Here is a 19633-nt window from a genome sequence, read left to right as displayed (position 1 = left end):
CCCATCCTCCTCTTTACTCAATATCCGATCGCCTGACGTTCAGAGTTCTCCTTATTTTTATCTTTGTAGGCTTGTACAATATCTTCAAATTTGTACCCATACAAATAACACAGACGGAAGAAAATACCGAAAGCCTTATGCAAATGTGTTAGAGTTACGTTTAAATCTCTATACTGGCACCACGCACGTTTAGCAGTTAAAATATCCTGCATATACCATTCAAACAGCATGTTTACGCTTAATATATTTTTCTTCATAATGTATTGCTCGCGAAACATTGCTACGATTCTGCGCTTTAAGGTATAACGATCTAGTTCAATTACAATGTTCATGAGAAAATGGAATCCATCAACTAATTCCACTAATAATCCATCTTTAGGGGTCCCAAACCCTACACTCCACATTTTGAACGCTCTCGTTTCATTCCATGCCTCACCAATCTCAACTAACAACGCACGAAACAACATGTCTAATTTGTCATTACCTTTATAACCAATACGTCTATCAAGTTCCTTTTGCATTTCTATTAATTCACTAATATCAAATGTTTGGTTCGTTTCTTCTTTAGTAATAATATGCAAGTTAGTTACATGTCTCATTGTGCATACACTCCTTTACGATAATCTTTAATGATGTCACCTTTTTCATTAAAATAAGCAATTTCCCAATATGGATTAAATCGGAACTTATCCGGATTACCATCTAAAATAACGTACAAATCATTTTTACAATTCCCCACGATCGTCCCCATTCTTCCCTGTACTTCGACACGCATCCCGCGTTTAGCAAATGGTATTCTTCTGTAGTTACACATTTTCCGAAATGGCGCTTCTTGTCCAAAAAGTGTACTAATATCTACTACTCCTAAATACTTACAAGATATGAATCTTTCAAATTGTTCATAAGGCATTTCAATAAAATGCTGCTTTTTAAATTGTTTATAATAGTGGTATTTTGCTTTCTCTTCACTTTCCTTAAAAACAATATGATCACATCTCCACTGCGGGAAAACTGTTGAAATATGATACTTGTATGTAGGAGCAGCAGCCATTAGTTTCCCTCCTGTTCAGCAAAAGAAACTTTCGACCAATCCATTTCTGTTTCTTCTTGATTAATCATCTCTAAAGGTACTTCTAGCAAGAAGCGCGCTGTTTTGTTGCAATTCGTGCATTTTACATGAATAGCTTTTTCTTCTGCGCTTACCATGATTCCGCCGATTCCGTTATCTTCAGTCGCGATAATTGGCAATACAGATGCAACTGGACCTTCATTTTCAAATTCTTTTTCAACCAAACTAGCCAGTATATTCATTCCACATAAGCAAGTAATTTCAAATCTCATATTATTTATCCCCTTTAATTGTTTTATATTTATAACGATTAGCAAGACCGTCAATTCTAGCTCGTCCAATTCCCACAATTGACGGTCTCTGAGCCTATAACACTTCAAATCTATTAATCGATTTATTATCCTCTGTTTCTCCAATTGCTTTGTTCACCTGCTGTTTACTTTTGAATCTTATCGAATACCCTAATTGCTATAGCTATAATAAGACTGAATATTACAAAAACAATTAATGTATCCTTATCCATAATGGATTAACCCGCCATATCTTCTGCGAAAAAGTAGATTTCTAGTTCTTTAGGATCTATTTGGAACCTCTCGTCTGAATTGTTAACTAGTACGGCCACAAGTCCCGATTCAGGATCTTGATGTTGTACAGTTAAAACCCGTTTATCGTTACTAACGAAGTCACCAGGATGGAATTCGTTGTTTCTTCTACCTTTAACAGCAAATATTCTGCGGCGCTCTTCCCAATACTGCTCATCCTCTGTTGCTTTCCGGCATTGATCAGCAAACTGCCAGCCTTTATCTCCTACGCTCATAACCGATTCATTACCCCAAGTTCCATATACCACAATACGACCGCCCCAAGCATTAATAGCGAAATCCTCTACTTCTGCAAACATTGTGTAGTCTTTACCTTCAAATGCTACCCATTCTCCCGCTTTAAATGGTGGCATAATAATTTCCGTTACATTTATATCCACTACAGTCATTTTCATATTTAATTCCTCCTTAATTTTTACTAAACCCAAAAATCTACACTTTGTTCAAATTGAACATCCATTTCCTTACGAGCATATTCATGTTTCTTATTATTAAATTTAACTAACTGATAAAAACCGTTCTTACTAACTCCCCGTACTCTGTCTATATGTTGGTACTGGAATACCTTGAATTCTTTCGCATATTCACTTGGATCTTCATTCTTTCCACAATTACTCCAACCGTTCTTTATAAATTGTCCAGGATCATCACATACTGCATAAATTTCTTCTTTCTTGTTAGCAATTAAATAGATATCATCCCAATATTCTAAAGTTTTCATCCCTATTTTGATTGCTCTTACTGCATCAAGAATACTTTTAAATTCAGCTTCCATAGTAATTAACATCCTTTCGTTATTTAAGATATTTAGTTACATATTGCGGTCTAAATCCACTATCTAAATAGATTCTTATCTGCTGTGGCTCTTGCGACTCCCTTGCCGCGCAGCAAATCCTTTCTGCGGAATCCCAATGAAAATTTTCGTCTTTGCTTCTCTTATAACGCCATATAGCAGTGACATAATCCATGTACATATCAAAGTGATTATCCTGTTTTGTAGAGCACGGCAGCTCGTCCGCGCTCCGGACATCGCATGGAATAATAGCCATGACATCTACAAAGCTTGACAATCCTCGCCTTTGTTTTACATTCGCCTTCTTTATATCAAAAGGAGAACTTTCCAATATATCTGGTTGTTTTATAGAATCATTCAGTAACAGTGTCAGTTGTTCCGTCATGGTGCTCACCTTCTAACTGCATTTGCAGTGTTGCAGTGAATCCACGTTCTAATACTGAGCCGATAACTGCATTCATCCATAAATGAGTTCCGATCTTCCTTTGTAAAAGTGTTATAATTGTTAGTATTTCTTTTGTAGAGAGCGAGACAAATTCACCTAATTTTTCTTGGTTAAATTGCCCACCACGCTTTTCTATGCTTAAAGTAATGTTATTTTCTTTCACATACTGTTCTGCCTTAATTAGATCAAACTGACGAACCTTATCACGTCCATATTTGGTAATTAACGCCTTTAACATATCTACTAAAACATTGACATCTACCACTTTTAATTTGGTTTCTATCTCACCTCGACAGGATTTACATAACGTTTTTTCGCATCCCTCAATATGCATATTTGTGACATCGGATTCTGGTATTACATCACCGCAAATATCGCACCATTCGCTATTGTCAAACAACGCACTGAACATAAATTTCATCTCCCAACCTTTAATTTTTAATCGCTTATATTTAACGCACTTATTGCATGGCCGCTAGTGCGTTTATGTGTACTAATGTGTTATAATTGCAAATGTAAATTCTTTCTTAACTACCCATCTCGCAAATGGGTAGTTTTTTATACACTTTTTTTGATTTCTTCTACTATCTTCGAACTTCCACTAACCTTTTCTAGATGCTTAGCAACCTTCAAAACTTCACTTCTTTCTTTAGTTTTATTCTGTTGATCACTTTTCTGCTTTTTCATGTACAGATCCATAAGTTCCGATTCAATCGCAACTGCTTCACTAGATTGCTTGTCACATAGTGTTTTTAATTCTTGAGCAGCTGTAAACTCACCATAATTCATTGCTCTTTCACATTGAGAGAGTAATAACTTACGATTCATCATATATTCCCGAAGCTTCCCCTCTAAGAGTTCAGCTCTTTGTACATGCTCAGGAAGCACTCTGTCTCTTAGTCCCAATTACATTCACTTCCTGTTCTTGTTTGCGATCAGCTGCATCGAGTTTTCGCTCGATGTAGCTGCCGCCTTTGTATGCTGCTAATGCTAGTAATCCAAGTCCTAAACCAAAAATACAAACGGCACTGGTACTCTCAACTAAGACAATGTCCATTTTATTGAACCCTCTCTCCTACATGGTCTAATACTTCTCCTTCTGTACTAATAAACATCTGGCCTTTAACTCCGGAAAGCAGTTCTTGTCCAATTACATTGCCACTATCATCATGATTAATTAAGATTTTTGACTCAACTTCATCCGCTGGTACTAGAGTCGATTTAGTTTGTACTTTACATGCGCACACATCACGTTTGTCATTACCTGTAATCGATAATGTAATGACAATTTTTCTTGCCTTTTTTGGATCGGTATTAATATCCGACATATTTTCCATTACTTTTTGAAACTCACTGTTAAATTGTTCTGCTAAAGCTCCATTAGCAAATGAATTTAAGTCAATCATCTTTCTTCCTCCTAAGCGGTTTTACTACCGTTAAATAACGGACGCCATCCTTCTATAAAACTGAGAGCTTCCCCAAAATCTTTTTGAAGTATATTAGGATAAGCATTCACTTGGTAAGCATCTTTTAAGTTTTTCCATAAAGCGGAGTACACTTTTCTTGTAGTAACGTACAATTCCTTATCTATCTTGTTTTCTTCCCATAGCTTATGCACTCGTTTGTTTACAGCGTTTCTAATTACTTGCTGCTGTCCATAATCAAGCGTGATACGTTTATCTATATCACTTCTCATTTTCTCTACATCTTTTTTCAAACTATCGATTTCTCCATTTAACTCAATAGTCATTTTCATATTGGCCAGGATACTTTCTTTTGCGTTCATCGCTTTAGGTTTGCTGCGAATATATTCTTGCATCCTTTTAAACTCTTGAATAAACTTAATCTTTATTTGAACAGCTTCTCTTGTGTTGTAACTCATAACAACTAATGTAAAGGCTTCTTCTGTCATATCAATTTTCGGATAATAACGTCCTCTGTTCTCATAAGTTCGCTCCGCAAAATTGCTTAGTGAAAATTCGTAACCTGCATATTCCATTTGTTTTCTAATATCTCTTAGTACGTCAGCGTGATTTTTACAAAACACCTCAGCAATCGTTAAACTATTTGTTACTGCCTTTCCATTAACTTCAAATACTAACTCAGCATGTACTGGCGTTTCATTTACTGCTGCTAATTGATCCATTTTACTCTCCTCATCATTCGTTTTTTGAGACGTCTCTTTTTGAGACCTATAAGTCAAAAAAATATACTACTTCATCAATTCATCGATGGTTACTTCATACAGATTAGCTAACAAAGACAATCTATGTAAGTTAGGTTCACGTTTTCCTGTTTCTACTTGAGAATATGAATTCCTATTTGTGTAACCTATTGTTTCAGCTACTTCAATCTGTGTGAAACCTTTAGAAAGTCTAAGTTCTCTGATCTTTTCAGTGTTTAATTTCATTCGGTATCACCCTTTGTTCATTTCGTTAAATTGAGTATATCACATGGGTCTCTTTTTGAGAACCACAAAATTATAAAAAATAAAAGTTTTTAAAATTGTTGTCATTTTGAGAACATATTTGTTAAATTTAAGATATAGGAAATGTATTTATATAATTATTTTTAGTGTTAGTAAATAAAAATTACCAATAAATATTAAGGGGAATATAAAGTATGGATTACAAATTAATTAGTAGACGTGTGAAAGAAATAAGAACTGACATACTGCGACTTAGTCAAAGGGAATTTGCTGAAGCTTTAGGGATACAGAGTAGATCAGCTGTTTCGATGTGGGAAAATGAAGAGAGTACAAAATGCCCATCTAAAAAGATGAGCTTAGAAATTGCAAAACTTGCTAACGTATCTGTTTCTTATGTACTAGGCGAATCAGATGAGAAGAACCCTGACGTCGCTGCAAAAGACGAATGGGAAAAACTTATGATGCAAGTTAAAACAAAATCACCTGAGAAGCAAAAAGAACTTTTAGATCTTATTACTAACTTAGTTAAGATATCCGGCGATTGATAGCTTTAGTTGCTACCAACCGCTTTTTTTATTTCTGTTAGTATATCAAAAGATACTGAATCCCCTTTCTCAGCACTGTTCATTACTTCTTTTAGTACGTCCCCGAATTTATCTACTACAGTTTTGTTCTCTAATTTCTCCATCCCTAAATCCTCCAATGTAATCTTTATAGTTTGTGAATCATTCACATACTTTCGAAGTTAGTTTTTCACAATAAACTTCGAACGCCCTCTAAAATCAAGAAATGCGATTACCCCTTTTGGATAATCGCAACTCTACATTTTATATTAAATTTTACCAGCCTCCGCCACCGGGTTCGGACATCATAGCAACTTTAGGCTCAGAAATTGTATATTCTTTTTGATCTATCTCGTAATTAATATTAAAAGTAATCATACCCACAAAAGCTAATATTGGGAGAATTATTAAGTATTTCTTCAATCAATTCACCTCTTTCATATAAGATTATTATACCATTTTTTGAATATTAACCCAAGTATATTTTAGCGAGATTTGCATAAAAAAAGCTCTTTTTTTCGATAAACATTCTATGTGAGATTTCGATTAATTCTCGGTCATTTCTTGCTAAACCTAAGAAGAGTGTCTGAAACTCATTAAGATAACCTTGTGTTTCTTTCATTTTCAGTAAAATAGACTCTGACGCTTGATAGTTACCTCTCTTAAATTCTAAATAGGCTTGATCATCATCATCCAAAATATCAGGCAATGTATCTAAGTCTCGGTAATGATGAATCTTCAAGAAAGTGATTGTGCTTTTTATTCTTCTCTTCTTTCTTTCTATGTCTTTATCACCTTCAGAGAAATTTTTTTCCAGAATTAAAAGTGATTGTTCAAGATGAAATTTCGCTCTTGAATAACTTTCAAATAAAAAAGACTCTCCGATATTGTATAAAGAATTGGCTTTTTGAATTATAAAGGCAGGATTTTTGTCGCAAATTTCTAATAGATCATTACAAATAACACGTGCCAAATCAACTTTATTTTGCATCATATAAGTTACAATTAAACCCTCTTTAATTCTCGCTAAGTAACTATCACGTTTGTAATTGTTAAATATTTTTTTAACTTTAATTTCGATAGGAGTTATACGCTTGAATAACCTTTTATATTCTTTCATTTGGTATAAAGCTTGGCACATCAAAATACCAATTAGAATTTTCATCTCATTTGTTGTAATTTCATTTTTACACGATTCAAGATCATCATAAAAATCTGCCGGTTCATATTTTTCATTAACTTTAAAATGTGTATATATAATATCATAAACCTTCGCGCACTCTTTGTTTGCGATTGTTGGAGAATTTTTTTCTGACTCTATAAGTTCTTTCAAAGAATCGAATTGTCTTTGAAATGCAGCATATTCAAAAGCTTCCCGTTTATTTTCCGGTTTTGCAAATGCTAAATAGTCGGATATCATCTGTTCTTCCATTGATACAAAAGATTTATCATACAGTTTCATGATGATCTTTACTAGATAAATAAAACTAATTTCTGTTTTTCCATTTAGTATGCTTGATAAGGTACTTTGAGCTATTCCTAAATACAAAGCTAACTCACAGTTAGTAATTTTAGATGCGAATAAATCATCATTGATTTTTTTTAATAAGCCCTTCATAGTTTGCTCTTTTGTTTTTACTATTGTACTTTCTTGCATCCCTTTTGCTCCTCCCATTGGAACAAAGACTTCGCTCGTTTTCTCAACTTTTTAAAGGAAAAATAATACCACAGTAATGATTTAGTAATATCGGCATGTTATAATGTAAATGTTACTCGTGTAGTGACCGAAAAGAGACTTATGGCAGATGTTCCCCTCGTGAGTCGGGCGAACGGTGTAAGAGTGGGCCAAATCACTTTTACACACGCTGTGAGTCTTTTTTTCGTTCCGTTTTTTATTGTTTTCATAATACCACAAATTTCCCAAAATTCTGTCGCATAATAGTCTGAAAACTATTGAGAAAGTTGGAGAACCGCTATACAACAACGTTTCTAAAGTTAAACAGAATGAAATATGCAATTATGCATTTCGTTGTTTTTCGAACCTATATCAATATTTTACCACGATTACGAACTTTTGTTCTTATTTTTTGTATATTGTTGTATTTAACAACATAAAATTATTTAATGTTTAATTTATAATCGTTTTATTTAAATATATGTAATAACCCCCTCGATTTCGACTATAATTATCGAAGATTAAAGAGGGCGGTGTAACCATTGTTAGGAGAACAATTAATGTACTTGCGTAAAAAACAAGGTTTAACGCAAAGCGATATTGCTTATCGACTAAATGTAGCGCGTTCTACCTATACAAATTGGGAAGCTGGACGAGCTGAGCCCGATCTTAACACCCTAATAGAAATAGCTAATATTTACAACGTTTCGTTAGATAACTTAGTGGGCAGAAAATATAGGATACCTCCACAGTTCGAAGTTATTTTAGATCAGATATCCGATTTAGATACAGAACCTAAAAAGAAAGCGCTCAATCTTTTAGTCGAATATACTTACCTAATTAAAAAGTATTTCATGTAGCTATCACACCTTTCATTTTCGCTTGTAAGCAATTTTAAATTCATAAATGATTAAGTCCATAGAGATAATGCAAAGACAAAATTTATAGCCTTTTAAACTCTTGTATTTAAAATCAGAAGCATTCACATCTTAGAGAACATTACGCTCTCTTTTTACATATAACCCAAAAATGTAACTATTTGGATTATTGTATTTGATTATATAGTACATTTAGAATTTAACATAGACTAGCGGTAAAATATTCTTGCAAAGTCAGAAATTAGTGAATTTTCAACTGTTTCTATTGATTTTATGCGGTTATTTGGAAATATGCAATATTACATATCCATTAATTGTAATGCAAACCATGTTTTACTCGTATCAACCGACAAAAGTAAATGTTATAATCCGCTTTGACTAACTGCTACGAAAGCTCATGCCATTGCTAACGTTTGCAGTTTATCATCCACAACTAGGGCGACTCCCTAGATTGCGGTACTATTCCGCAGCCCTTAACAATTTGTTAGGGGCTTTTTTAATTCTTTTTCGACAAAATATGACAAGATAGTTGTAACTGAATTTGTTATGCTTGAATGAGAAATCTTATATTTTGGAGGGAATAAAGAACTATGTCAAAGAAAAAGGAAGAAAAGAAACCTAGTGAAGATAAACTCGCTAAACAAGCAATAGCTAAGAAATATCAAAAAGAATTCAATACAACTCCTATAATCATCAGAGCTGGATTTAAAGAAAATAAATTTGGGTATGCAGCTATCACAAAAGACCACATTCAATTGTTTGAGTATGACAAAAATATTGATGATGTAATTAGCCTTGCTACTCATCAAATATCTGATTACGAAAATGTAGTTATCGACCATTATGCTATAAAATCAATATTACAGTTCAAAGGACTTAGCAAAAACTTTGAACTTATTGTGAAAGAAAAAGGGAAAAAGATTGAATCATTCATTCAAAATAATATTGATATTGAAATCCAGAAAGTACATAGGAAATTACGTAATAAAATATTAGGATTCCGATCTAACACAAAGTGGAAGATGATTGTAGCAAGTGCCATATATCTATTTATTACAGTTGCCGTTGTTAGTGGAATTATAGATAAAAAAGAGAATAAAGTTGCTTCTAGCACTCCAAAACAAGAAATTAAGACAGAAAATAAATCTGACAAAGATTTCAAAACTCTTGTCGCTGAATCTGACGAAAAAGAAGCTAAACAGAAAGCAAGCGAACCATCTTCCAAAACAAACAGCAGTACTACTCCGTCTATCTCAGACACACCGAAAATGGCGGTAAGTGAAGATGCTAAAAAAATAGCATTAGAAACTATTAGCCAAAACCCACATGTTCGTGACGCACATATAGAAATTCGTGGAAATAAAATTATAATGGCTGTTATTGTTGATGCAGCAGTAAACAAAAGTACTGCAAAAGAAATCGGAGATAACTTCGTGCGTAATTTAGGAGCATTTGCTGGTGGAAAAGCACCTGAAAAACATTACTATGGAGAAATATTTGATAACTACGATCTACAAATAGGTGTAGGAACTAGCCCTGATAACATTGTCGTACAAGGCGCTAAAGTTGCAAGCGGAAAGAATATTATGTGGTAAATACCATATTTATCAAACAATAAAATAGAGGAATATGGTAAAATAATATTCGTATGGTGATCCATCATATATTATTAAAATTAAAGTGGTTATCAAGTCGGAGGAAGACACCTTAGGGTGTCTTTTTTTATAAAATTTACAATACATTGTTACAATATAAAGGATCAACTCAATACTTTTAGGTGTGAAATAACAAATTCAGCTTGTGGATAAGTAAGGTTATCCACAAAAAAGACCGTCATTTGATATTATCCCCTTTAGGTAGACAGTGTGAAAAAGACCATGTATACACATGGATGTTACACTATTACTTGGAGGGGATTTTTCATGGCCAAAAAAGGTACCACATTTAATACATACTCAAATGAGATAAAGTTATCAGCTGTTCAAAGTTATTTAAACGGTGAAGGAAGCTACAATATGATAACGGAGAAATATCAGATTAGAAGCTCTACACAACTTAAAAATTGGGTAAAAAAATATAAAGAATGTGGTGAAATTATAGATACTCGTGGGGAAAATAATAAAATGAAAGGTATACCGAACCCTTTAAAAGGCAAACGGATTCATTTTAAAACTGTTGAAGAAGAGCGTGATTACTATAAGGCTCAGGTTGAATATTTAAAAAAGCAGTATCCAAATCTGTAAATGGGGGCGTACTAAAATATAAAGAACGATATCATATCATTGAATTACTAAAGAGAAAATATCCCGTTATATGGCTTACTAATTTTGCGAGTGTACATCGCTCAAGTTACTATAAGTGGGTTCATACAAAAAGTATGAACAACATACGACTAGAATCCGATAAACGATTAAAAAAGGTAATTCAATCTATTCACCTAAAGCACAAAGAATATGGTTATCCACGTATGAAAATTGCTTTAGAAGAAGAGGGTTATTTTATAAATCACAAAAAGGTATATCGATTAATGAGTGAGCTTAACATTCAGTCTATTATTCGGAAGAAGCGTCGCTTCTTTAAAGGGAATTATTCTAATACTTTTCCAAATGTTTTAAACCGTGAATTCAAAAATCGCCAACAAAATGAAGCACTTGTTACAGACATTACCTACCTACGATTTCAAGAGGGCTTCCGCTATCTTTCTGTTGTACAAGATATTTATAATAACGAAGTTGTTTCTTGGAAAATTTCCAAGCGTAATGATAATGAACTTGTATTAGATACAATTGAAATGTTGGCACAAAAAAGAGATGTGCGTGGAACCATTCTCCATTCAGATCAGGGGTTCCAGTACACATCTCATGCCTACAACAAACGACTTTTAGATTTAGGTATCATTGGCAGCCACTCTCGCAAAGGAAACTGCCATGATAATGCCTGTATCGAGTCATTTTTCTCCCATTTTAAATCGGAGATGTTGTATTTGAATCGTTTTAAAACAGAAGCGGATTTAATACAAGCAATTGAAGAATATATTTACTTTTATAACTATAAACGTTTCCAAAAACGACTCAACCATCGAGCTCCGATAGAATATCGAATCTCGATGGCTGCTTAGTCTTTTTAATACTGTCTACTTGACAGGGATAAGACCACATTTATCTGACGGTCTTCTCTTTTACTCTTCTTTTTTCAACAAAGTTCTGCTATCATAAAGTGGTAGATATATAAATTGCAAATGTAAATTTTTCATATAAATTAAAAACAAATAGAAAAACCCCGACGAGATTTTCAAAGGTTGATGTAAGTTTGGCCGCCTACTAAACCGATGAAAATTAGAAACTGGAGATCGAGGTTTGTATAAACATATTTAAAGTTGTATTGCTTCTTTTATGATAGCATATACTTTAAAAAATGTGAACTACAATCCTCTATTTTCCTATACCCATTTTTGGGCGGGGTGGAAATTGGAGGATTTTTTATTATGTCAAACGTTAGAACCATTAAAACAAGCAACTATGTCCAACTACATAACAAAGCAGGTCTTGATAAAGAGTTATCAGCAAAAGCTAAAGGTGTATTATACGCCGCTATGGCTCTTCCACCAGAATACGAGATTAATAAAACAACATTCCATAAGCATTTTAAAGATGGCAGAGATGCGATCAAAGGCGCTATTGAAGAATTAGTTTTAGCTGGATATGGATTTCACGAGCAAAAGAATGGTAAAGGCGGATTTGATGCTGTTACTTTAATTTCAGATGTAAAACTTACAACACTTGCAAAATTGGATGAGGACGAATTAGAAACATTTGTATCGGATGTAAATGAGGATTTACTTTATGCTTTAAAACGAATTCGTGAAACAAGTAAAACTTATATCGGCGAAGTGCATAATGCAGCAAGAAAAAAGAAGCAAGCCAAAAAAGATGCAGAAAAACAAAATAAAACTGACGCAACTGAAAATCCGTCACGTGAAATCAGTCCCGAAAAATCCGTCACGGAAAATCAGTTAGAAATAAATATGTCTCTTCAAAACGTAATTCAAGATTTTGAAGAAGAAGAAGAAAATAATACTCTTTGTGTTACTGAATCTATAATTCTTAATTTAATGAATCAAAAGATTAAAGAACGAGAGATTACAAACCAAAAAACTATTAAAGCTATTCACGATGTGGTATCTAAATGTAAAGCAATTGGAACTACTGATCTAACTGCAGCAGAAAACTACGTTATAAAAGTTGTGGAAGAAAAGATGTCTAAACTTGGCCAGAAACAGAAAGTTAGAACAGGTAAAGCAAATGTACAAGGATCTAAATCTGTACGTAGTGAAATGGTTCCTGATTGGGTTAAAGAAGATAGAGAAGAACAAGAAGAACACTCTTATACACCAGAAAAACGGGAATTAAAAAACTGGGATGATTTATCACCAGAATTCAAAAATGTAATTTTTCCATCGATTACGAAAGCAATTAACAATGATAAAGATGACGAAAGTATTTCAGCTGTATTTGCGATTGTTCCTCAAGATATTGCTGAATTACGTAAAACTATAACAGAGGAAAATCAAAAACGTTTAAATGAACTATTAAATAAGCATAAAAAAGATTGACTACATATAGGTACTAAGGAGCTGTATAGATATGCCAAGAAAGTTCAAATTTACTGAAGAAGAACAAATGCGTTTTAATTACTTTGTTACAACAGATGAATTTGCAGAAGTATTAGCTATCGCCTGGAGATATGGTTCCAAACGAAATGACAGTTTCTCAATAAGAAGTCAGAGAAGATGGATTGTTGCTCGTTTTTCAGAGTTAGTTGAAAGAAGTTGGTCTATAAGATATTGCGAATATGGAGGCGATGAACCTTATTGGGAAGGAGCAGTATGCTTAAATCACCCTTTAGTGAACATGCTAGTAGAAATGGGATGGTCCCAAGTTACTAAAGAGGAGCGTTCTTTTCCGATAGGTGATTTTAATGAAATAGTATTCGTAAAGACTTTTATTCTACTATTGCACGATTTAGGAACAATTCGAGAAAAAAGAAAAGGTAAAATAATAGTCCGTCCACGATTACGAATTCATGGATCAGTTGATGTATTAAACAATATTGGTCGGGTCCTCCACAATGAATTAAATGTTGGATTTAAAAAATTGCAAAGTGATCAAAAGGTTCCAAGAGCAAAGACAGTTTATTTTCAATCTAAATTTGAAATACCCAAGATTTTAGAATTTGTTGGAGCCACAGAATCGTTAGATAAATTCAATTCGCTTGATTTAGGATCTAGAGAATTAATGACAGTGTAAAATTTCACACACCGTACTATTTTTATATATTTTTAAAACTCAGTATATAGGGGATTTCAACGAATTTTAGGGAGGACAAGCCTATAGATTCCCTGCTTTGCAACATTCATTTTTATAGATTTTGCGAGGTTATTGCGAAGACTAACGACCTCGCAACACACCGTCCAATGATTAACCAATGATGATTTATTGTTTTTGACATATTTCATTGAATTTAGGCATAAGTATCTGTTAGAATCAAAATTACCAATGATTAATCAATGGCAATGAAAGGGGAATGAATATGTTATTAGGAAATCCATATGCGATTGACTTAGGAAATGGCTTTACAAAGCGTGCTTCAAAGAAAAACAAATCACTAGAGGCAGATGTTATTACAGAATTATCTGTATTGGCTCCTGTAGACGATTATTACAATGAAGCTAGTTTCACGAAAATTGAACTAACAAACACTGACTTCCCATACTACATAGGAGAAGAAGCTAGGAAATCAAAGCTTCCATTAATCCGCGCGCTTGGCGAGAACAAAGCGAAACGTTACGAAGATCCAACGTTTAAGAAACAACTATTCGGATTCATTGCAAAAGACTTTAAAAAGAACGTTACTATTCCATTACTTGTTACAGGACTTCCAGTATCTCACTTTGGTAATCAACGTGAATCAATTCGAAAAGTAGCTATGGAAGAAACGGCAGTAAAAGTAAACGGTGAATTAATTACAGTTAAGGTAAAAGAATGTTTAGTAATTCCTCAACCAGTAGGAACACAATACTACCTGGTTAAAAAGGACATTATCAAAAAAGAAGATCGTATCCTTATTATCGATGGTGGTTTTGGTACATTTGATGTTACTGATATGTCTGGTAATGCTGTTATTGATCGTTTAGGAACTGAATTAGGCTGTGAGAAAGCATTCATGGCTATTGAACAAATTGTTCGCGATAATATCGGAGAAACTCCTGATCTAAGCGTTTCTAACATGCATTATATTTTAGAGAATGGTTATAAGTACAACGGCTCTCTATATGACTTATATACACATAAGGACGTAGCAGAAAAGGTTGATGCCGAATTACAACGCCATTTCGAAGCAGCACTACGTGAAGTTTCTCAGAAGTTCAACTTAGCTGTATACGATAAAATTGTATGGACTGGTGGAATGGCTGCTCTACATCAGAAGCGAATTGAAAAGAAAAAAGAGCAATTCCCTACATTTGCGGTTCTAGAAAATGGTCAAGAAGCTAACCTATTAGGATACTACTATTTAGGATGTGATGTTTTTGACAAACTTACAAAAGAAAAAGCTGCAAATTGAGCTTAACCCTAATAACGATAAGGTTCTTTATAACTTTGTAACTCGATTAGAGGAACAGGGAAAAGGCCAAAAAGGTTACGTAAATAAGCAGATTAAAAAGAGATTAGAAATGTACCAGGTACTTGCTGAAGTTGCAGGAGAAGAAGATCCACTTCAATTAGTTAAGAAGTTACTAATCAATATAAATACTCATGGCATACAGAACGATGAAGGAGTAGAAGAAAAACCTTCTGAAGATGCTGTTGATAATGCTATGGATTTGATTAATAACATCAATAATGGTAGCTGGTAAATAATTATTTAAAGAAAATACCACTCCTCCCTCTCTCTCAACGCTTTTTCATGGAATGATGGAATTTTGGAAAAGTGGCCCTGAGATAAAAGAGAGGGAAGGGGTGATTTTTCGAAAGAGGGGAGCTTCATGAGTGTAATCAACCCTATGTTCGAACGAAAACAATCTACTACAATAACAAACCAACAACCTCGTAAAACCCGATCAGATAAAAAGAAAGATATAAAAATTCCAGTAAATGAAATTCAACGACAGTTAATAAGATCCTCAGCCTTTAAAGAAGGAATAACCACCACACAATATATGTCCAAATTAATCACAGAACATCTCAAAATCGATTATATACGCGAAATACATGCATACGAATATAAAGACACCAAAAAGTACATTCACGCGAAATTGGAGCAAGGAGCGCACTCTAAGCTTGTCCAATTAGCAATCGAATGGGGAGTGTCACAACGAGCAGCAGCAACACGTATCCTTTGTTTTGCATTACGCACAATGTGAGGTGACAGCATGTATAGTAAATACGACGTTATGACTAAAGAAATACAACTTATGAGCGCTAACAGTTGGTGGGAACGAACGAAAATTGAATGGACCTTAAAAGAGAAATACCGATTTGAAGTAAAGATGCTCAAGATTTACTTATTCCGGATGAATATTATCATTGAGGATATGGAAGAAGAGGATTATGAATGTAATGCAAGTGATTTAGCTGAGATACTCGTGGAGGACTTCCTGGAACATATAAGATCCAAGAATAGTATGGAGCAGCTATACCAAATTCTAGAGAGTAAGAAACACTATACAGACTATGAATTAGAATTTAATGAAAACGATGAACGATACGGAACAATTGACGTGAAGATTGATAGAAGGACATTGAGAAGGATTGAAGTCTTTTTTTCGGATATGGCTCACACATTTCCTATGCATGGTTATACCGCTGATAAACTAATTAACATTTTGATGTCTGACTACATGCAGCATTACGCCACAGAACCTGGGAAAAAGTTATCTTTGTTAAAACGGAGATTTTCATAATGTTTAAGATTCCTATTTTCGGGATGTTTAAAAAATGAAATCTTTGACCACTCTTGTACTAAGAACTTAAAACAGGAGTGATAAAATGGGATGGCTTATTTCTGGTAAAGGGAGAAAGTCGAAGCTCTCCAATTTTCTGGAGAAAAACAAAATTACTCAACAGGAATTAGCGGAAAGAAGCGGAGTAAGTAAATCGACTATTAGTCGTGTATGCCAAGGAGATAAATTTTCGCCAACCATGAAAAATGCACAAAAGATTATAAAAGCATTGAAAAAATTAACTAACAAAGATGTACATTATGATGACTTTTGGATGTAGCTCCGTTAAAAACGGAGCTATTTATTATTAGGAGTAATTATTTTGTTTTTGGACATTTTTTTACTATGAAAAAATGTTAGGGTAAAAGTGTCAGCCCGCCCTAACAAATTTTAAAAAATTAAAACCCCTTAAATACAGGTTATAAATGAGCAAAAAAGTAAGAGTTTGGACCCCAACTTCAGCGTACATATTTTACTATCATAATTAATATAATTCATCTCTTTATTTTTGTTAGGATGGCCTAACAAAAGTCCCCCCAAAAAAAGGGGGAATGTTCGTTTTCCTACTGTATGTTATGATGAATATGCGGTTCTTATTTGTTCAACAATCCAAGTAGAGTTATCTAAACCGCACACTTTCTGAATGGAGCACATCCTTACTACTCATGAGGTATGCTCCGCCTTTGTATAAAGATAAATAGGAGGAGATAAACGATGCGTGATGTATATCCGGTCAAATATTATAGCAAAGAAGGATTTGTAGAACGAAAAATAGAGATTAATGAAGAAGATTTACAAAAAATCATTGAAGATTATTTAGATAGGCATGCGGACTTTGATTTTGATGAACTTGAGGTTGTAAATAACCGTCCTATGAATATTTGGTTATATGCAAAGTGTAGAAAGTATGTAGATGAAGAAAATCCTGAAGATGATTCAGCTGTACATGAAGCAGAGTTGGAAATCACAGGAGAATATGACGGAAATGGTATTTTTTAAAGGAGTACAGCAACTCTTCCTTTTTTGGGGGTCACTCACAAAGTATGAATATATTTAAACATTGTATTGGGTCATTGCTATACATACCTCGTATTTTATAAGAAAAAGGATACGTTATTTGATTAACGTACCCTTTTTTTATTTGTTTTTTTCTATATTTTTCTTGCTCATAGATACTAGCTGCCATTCCAGCTCGAAATAAAATAAATGCTCCATGAACTACTAATGAGACTACGCCACCATTTGTTTTAACTTACTTTACATACACATAAGCTTCACTTGCTGTGATATAGTATGTTTTACCTTTGCTATTGTGTACTTTATATTGCGGTGAACCATTTACATTTACTTTTGCATCAATTGTAAATCCTAATCCAGCATCTACAGAGCCAGCAACATCTTTATCCTGCCAAGATGGAGTATCATAGAAACGTAGATTGTTAACTTTAGAAACAACACGCTTTCCAACAATAGAAGAATCTACTGTGCTTTTCTTATTAAATTTTACATACGATGGATCGTTCTTAATCCACTGATCTCCACCAAGATTTAACCAACCATCCTTTTCCGCCCACACAATATAAGATTCTGGTTTGTTAAGTTGACGAATTTTAGAATAGCTTGTACCTGGTCCTTTACGTAAGTTAACGTTGTAACCTTCAATATAGGCGATACCGTCTGTTACTGCTGTGGGTACTTCTGCTGGTTTAGATGGCTTTTCAGGTACAGAAACATCTACGCTAGAATTATTGTATGCTCGTTGTACGTCTGCTCTAAATTGAGCTTCTGAAACGCCGTGAGACTTTAAGTAATCAATTGGATCTTCATGATCTGTACCACCAAGGTAATGAGTTACATCACTATGTGTCCATAATCCTTTTTCTACAGATAACCCACGGTCACGTAAGATTTTAGCTAGTAACTTAACATATTTGTCATAGCTGCGTTTGAATTTTGTATAGTCCGCTGTTTCGCATAACTCTACATGTACAAATCGTTTATTAGCAGCAGGACCGCCACCATAAGCAATGTATTTTGTATCAGCAATTTGGATTGTTTCGTCCCAATCGACTGCATAGTGAACAAATGCATTTCTCCATGTTCGAGACTCATATTTTTGAATATTAATAGCTGGAGCTTCTGGAGTTGCTGTAGAATGTGCTACAACGCCCTCATAAGCGCCTACACCATAACGGTATGGTTGTTTTGGTAAATCAGGAATAATAAGTGTTCGATCAGCAAAAGCACTTGTAGCAAAAGAAGCAGCAAGTACTAGAATCATAAGGAACGAAGTAATATGTTTCATTGTCTTTTTCATTTAGCATCAACATCCTTTTTTATAATTTTTGTATGGTCAAATAATCCACTTGCTGATAGTCCAATGATGATTCCCTGGAATACATTTGTTTTGATATCTCCGGCCATAAATAAAACGCCTAGCATAATGCCAAGCGTTAAATTTAGTAACGGAACATATTTTGTTTGTAATCCAATTGTTTTTCCAATCTGTGAAAGACCAACTACAATTCCAATCATTACAGTAATTTCAAACATTACATACCACCTCCCTTCAAAAAGAAAGTGAGAGCTGCTCCAACAATTCCACCGAAAACAAGTCGTAAAATCCAAGTAGTATTGGCGCTGATTTTATCTAGTTGTTTATTGATATTATCAATATCTTTCTCGTTACCGGTTGTACGCATTTCCAAGCTTTTGATATCAAACCTTATTTCTTTGATTTCTTGATTCATTTCTTGTACATCATTTTTTACATCTTGTAATCCTTCCACTTTAATCACCCCATCTCAAAATAAAAAGGAGCATAATTATGCTCCTTTACGCTGCAAAATAACTTGGGTCCATTCCAAATATTTCTGCAATATCTTCCTCACTTCTATCTTTCAAATAAGATTCAGTTGTGGAAATGTCAGAATGATTAGCGAGTGATTTTAATTTTTCTAACGGCACTCCCTGTACTTTTAAATTGTCTAATCTGCTGTGACGGAAACAGTGAGGATTCATTTTAAATTCCTTCCCTTCCTTTTCATTCAGCATCTTAGCAAATATGTCGCACCAATAATTAAATACACTCTTGTTCAATCTTTTTCTCTCACCATTCTTATAAACACGCACAAACAAATCTGGAATAGTATCCTTACCTCGCTGATTTATATATAAACGA

31 protein-coding genes are annotated in these 19633 nt (G+C 33.9%); 12 read left to right on the top strand and 19 right to left on the bottom strand.

All coding sequences use genetic code 11. The features are described 5' to 3' along the window. Positions 1–17 precede the first annotated feature (17 nt). From MR168_RS13585 to MR168_RS13530, 12 genes are all read right to left on the bottom strand, one after another. Positions 18–599 carry a dUTP diphosphatase gene (locus MR168_RS13585; RefSeq protein ID WP_242291368.1) on the bottom strand — a complete coding sequence of 194 codons (582 nt, stop codon included), beginning with the start codon at positions 597–599 and terminating at the stop codon, positions 18–20. After that, complete coding sequence (locus tag MR168_RS13580) at positions 596–1051, bottom strand: hypothetical protein (RefSeq protein ID WP_242291367.1); 456 nt, start codon at positions 1049–1051, stop codon at positions 596–598. The genes MR168_RS13585 and MR168_RS13580 overlap by 4 nt, the downstream gene beginning before the upstream one ends. Further along, positions 1051–1341: a hypothetical protein gene (locus MR168_RS13575; protein WP_242291366.1), complete on the bottom strand. Its 291-nt coding sequence runs from the start codon at positions 1339–1341 to the stop codon at positions 1051–1053. The genes MR168_RS13580 and MR168_RS13575 overlap by 1 nt, the downstream gene beginning before the upstream one ends. A gap of 257 nt (positions 1342–1598) precedes the next feature. After that, complete coding sequence (locus tag MR168_RS13570; protein ID WP_242291365.1) at positions 1599–2066, bottom strand: hypothetical protein; 468 nt, start codon at positions 2064–2066, stop codon at positions 1599–1601. A 23-nt stretch (positions 2067–2089) separates the two neighbouring features. After that, entirely contained in the window at positions 2090–2446 is a 357-nt protein-coding gene (locus MR168_RS13565; RefSeq protein ID WP_242291364.1) for a hypothetical protein, read from the bottom strand. Positions 2447–2465: 19 nt separating this feature from the next. After that, positions 2466–2849 (bottom strand): cell division protein SepF, encoded by a 384-nt coding sequence (locus MR168_RS13560; protein WP_242291363.1) that lies wholly within the window; start codon positions 2847–2849, stop codon positions 2466–2468. Next, positions 2818–3321 carry a hypothetical protein gene (locus tag MR168_RS13555; protein WP_242291362.1) on the bottom strand — a complete coding sequence of 168 codons (504 nt, stop codon included), beginning with the start codon at positions 3319–3321 and terminating at the stop codon, positions 2818–2820. The genes MR168_RS13560 and MR168_RS13555 overlap by 32 nt, the downstream gene beginning before the upstream one ends. Before the next feature lie 146 nt (positions 3322–3467). Next, complete coding sequence (locus tag MR168_RS13550) at positions 3468–3815, bottom strand: hypothetical protein (RefSeq protein WP_282093716.1); 348 nt, start codon at positions 3813–3815, stop codon at positions 3468–3470. Further along, on the bottom strand, positions 3787–3966 hold the full coding sequence (locus tag MR168_RS13545) for a hypothetical protein (RefSeq protein ID WP_242291360.1): 180 nt from the start codon (positions 3964–3966) through the stop codon (positions 3787–3789). The genes MR168_RS13550 and MR168_RS13545 overlap by 29 nt, the downstream gene beginning before the upstream one ends. A 1-nt stretch (position 3967) precedes the next feature. After that, the gene (locus tag MR168_RS13540; RefSeq protein WP_024086094.1) at positions 3968–4315 is read right to left on the bottom strand and encodes a hypothetical protein; all 348 of its coding nucleotides are present in this window, start codon (positions 4313–4315) and stop codon (positions 3968–3970) included. Positions 4316–4326: 11 nt separating this feature from the next. Next, the gene (locus tag MR168_RS13535) at positions 4327–5055 is read right to left on the bottom strand and encodes a Rha family transcriptional regulator (protein WP_242291359.1); all 729 of its coding nucleotides are present in this window, start codon (positions 5053–5055) and stop codon (positions 4327–4329) included. Positions 5056–5121: 66 nt separating this feature from the next. Beyond that, entirely contained in the window at positions 5122–5319 is a 198-nt protein-coding gene (locus tag MR168_RS13530; RefSeq protein ID WP_016090392.1) for a helix-turn-helix domain-containing protein, read from the bottom strand. A gap of 212 nt (positions 5320–5531) precedes the next feature. Between MR168_RS13530 and MR168_RS13525 the strand changes: the two genes are divergently transcribed. Further along, entirely contained in the window at positions 5532–5882 is a 351-nt protein-coding gene (locus tag MR168_RS13525) for a helix-turn-helix domain-containing protein (RefSeq protein WP_242291358.1), read from the top strand. Between the two features lie 5 nt (positions 5883–5887). On the opposite strand, the gene MR168_RS13520 is transcribed toward MR168_RS13525, so the two are convergent. The 3 genes from MR168_RS13520 to MR168_RS13510 form a co-directional block, all read right to left on the bottom strand. Beyond that, on the bottom strand, positions 5888–6025 hold the full coding sequence (locus MR168_RS13520) for a hypothetical protein (protein ID WP_242291357.1): 138 nt from the start codon (positions 6023–6025) through the stop codon (positions 5888–5890). A 151-nt stretch (positions 6026–6176) separates the two neighbouring features. After that, positions 6177–6323 carry a hypothetical protein gene (locus tag MR168_RS13515; RefSeq protein ID WP_179191702.1) on the bottom strand — a complete coding sequence of 49 codons (147 nt, stop codon included), beginning with the start codon at positions 6321–6323 and terminating at the stop codon, positions 6177–6179. Positions 6324–6369: 46 nt separating this feature from the next. Next, complete coding sequence (locus MR168_RS13510; RefSeq protein WP_242291388.1) at positions 6370–7557, bottom strand: AimR family lysis-lysogeny pheromone receptor; 1188 nt, start codon at positions 7555–7557, stop codon at positions 6370–6372. Between the two features lie 560 nt (positions 7558–8117). Between MR168_RS13510 and MR168_RS13505 the strand changes: the two genes are divergently transcribed. The 11 genes from MR168_RS13505 to MR168_RS13455 all read left to right on the top strand — a co-directional run bounded on the left by MR168_RS13505 (position 8118) and on the right by MR168_RS13455 (position 17451). Further along, on the top strand, positions 8118–8435 hold the full coding sequence (locus MR168_RS13505) for a helix-turn-helix domain-containing protein (RefSeq protein WP_173479947.1): 318 nt from the start codon (positions 8118–8120) through the stop codon (positions 8433–8435). A gap of 608 nt (positions 8436–9043) precedes the next feature. Next, complete coding sequence (locus tag MR168_RS13500) at positions 9044–10048, top strand: hypothetical protein (RefSeq protein WP_242291356.1); 1005 nt, start codon at positions 9044–9046, stop codon at positions 10046–10048. A 327-nt stretch (positions 10049–10375) separates the two neighbouring features. Beyond that, a protein-coding gene (locus MR168_RS13495) for an IS3 family transposase (RefSeq protein ID WP_374050075.1) occupies positions 10376–11571 on the top strand; the annotation gives its coding sequence in 2 pieces (ribosomal slippage) (positions 10376–10670 and positions 10670–11571; 1197 coding nt in all). A gap of 366 nt (positions 11572–11937) precedes the next feature. Further along, entirely contained in the window at positions 11938–13065 is a 1128-nt protein-coding gene (locus MR168_RS13490; RefSeq protein WP_242291355.1) for a hypothetical protein, read from the top strand. 31 nt (positions 13066–13096) lie between these two features. Further along, on the top strand, positions 13097–13759 hold the full coding sequence (locus tag MR168_RS13485; protein WP_242291354.1) for a hypothetical protein: 663 nt from the start codon (positions 13097–13099) through the stop codon (positions 13757–13759). 283 nt (positions 13760–14042) lie between these two features. Further along, positions 14043–15074: a ParM/StbA family protein gene (locus MR168_RS13480; protein WP_242291353.1), complete on the top strand. Its 1032-nt coding sequence runs from the start codon at positions 14043–14045 to the stop codon at positions 15072–15074. Continuing rightward, a complete protein-coding gene (locus MR168_RS13475) occupies positions 15034–15366 on the top strand; it encodes a peptidylprolyl isomerase (RefSeq protein ID WP_242291352.1) in 333 nt (110 codons plus the stop codon). The genes MR168_RS13480 and MR168_RS13475 overlap by 41 nt, the downstream gene beginning before the upstream one ends. 129 nt (positions 15367–15495) lie before the next feature. Further along, positions 15496–15873: a hypothetical protein gene (locus tag MR168_RS13470; RefSeq protein ID WP_242291351.1), complete on the top strand. Its 378-nt coding sequence runs from the start codon at positions 15496–15498 to the stop codon at positions 15871–15873. Positions 15874–15882: 9 nt separating this feature from the next. Beyond that, positions 15883–16413 carry a hypothetical protein gene (locus MR168_RS13465; protein ID WP_242291350.1) on the top strand — a complete coding sequence of 177 codons (531 nt, stop codon included), beginning with the start codon at positions 15883–15885 and terminating at the stop codon, positions 16411–16413. An 85-nt stretch (positions 16414–16498) separates the two neighbouring features. After that, entirely contained in the window at positions 16499–16732 is a 234-nt protein-coding gene (locus tag MR168_RS13460; RefSeq protein WP_000539769.1) for a helix-turn-helix transcriptional regulator, read from the top strand. Positions 16733–17166: 434 nt separating this feature from the next. Then, a complete protein-coding gene (locus MR168_RS13455; RefSeq protein WP_086395338.1) occupies positions 17167–17451 on the top strand; it encodes a hypothetical protein in 285 nt (94 codons plus the stop codon). 253 nt (positions 17452–17704) lie between these two features. Here MR168_RS13455 and MR168_RS13450 read toward each other — a convergent pair whose 3' ends face one another. The 4 genes from MR168_RS13450 to MR168_RS13435 all read right to left on the bottom strand — a co-directional run. Next, on the bottom strand, positions 17705–18769 hold the full coding sequence (locus MR168_RS13450; protein WP_242291349.1) for an N-acetylmuramoyl-L-alanine amidase: 1065 nt from the start codon (positions 18767–18769) through the stop codon (positions 17705–17707). After that, positions 18766–19005 carry a holin gene (locus MR168_RS13445; RefSeq protein ID WP_242291348.1) on the bottom strand — a complete coding sequence of 80 codons (240 nt, stop codon included), beginning with the start codon at positions 19003–19005 and terminating at the stop codon, positions 18766–18768. The genes MR168_RS13450 and MR168_RS13445 overlap by 4 nt, the downstream gene beginning before the upstream one ends. After that, positions 19005–19241, bottom strand: a complete 237-nt coding sequence (locus MR168_RS13440; protein ID WP_242291347.1) for a hemolysin XhlA family protein — start codon at positions 19239–19241, stop codon at positions 19005–19007. The genes MR168_RS13445 and MR168_RS13440 overlap by 1 nt, the downstream gene beginning before the upstream one ends. Positions 19242–19287: 46 nt before the next feature. Continuing rightward, positions 19288–19633: site-specific integrase (locus MR168_RS13435; protein WP_242291346.1), on the bottom strand; the 346-nt coding region annotated here is incomplete at its 5' end.

Origin of the sequence: Bacillus cereus group sp. BfR-BA-01356 (assembly GCF_022663635.1) — a bacterium.
Lineage (GTDB): Bacteria > Bacillota > Bacilli > Bacillales > Bacillaceae_G > Bacillus_A > Bacillus_A cereus.
The sequence above is the reverse complement of the archived record's forward strand: the minus strand, read 5'-3'. Positions and strand labels throughout refer to the sequence as shown.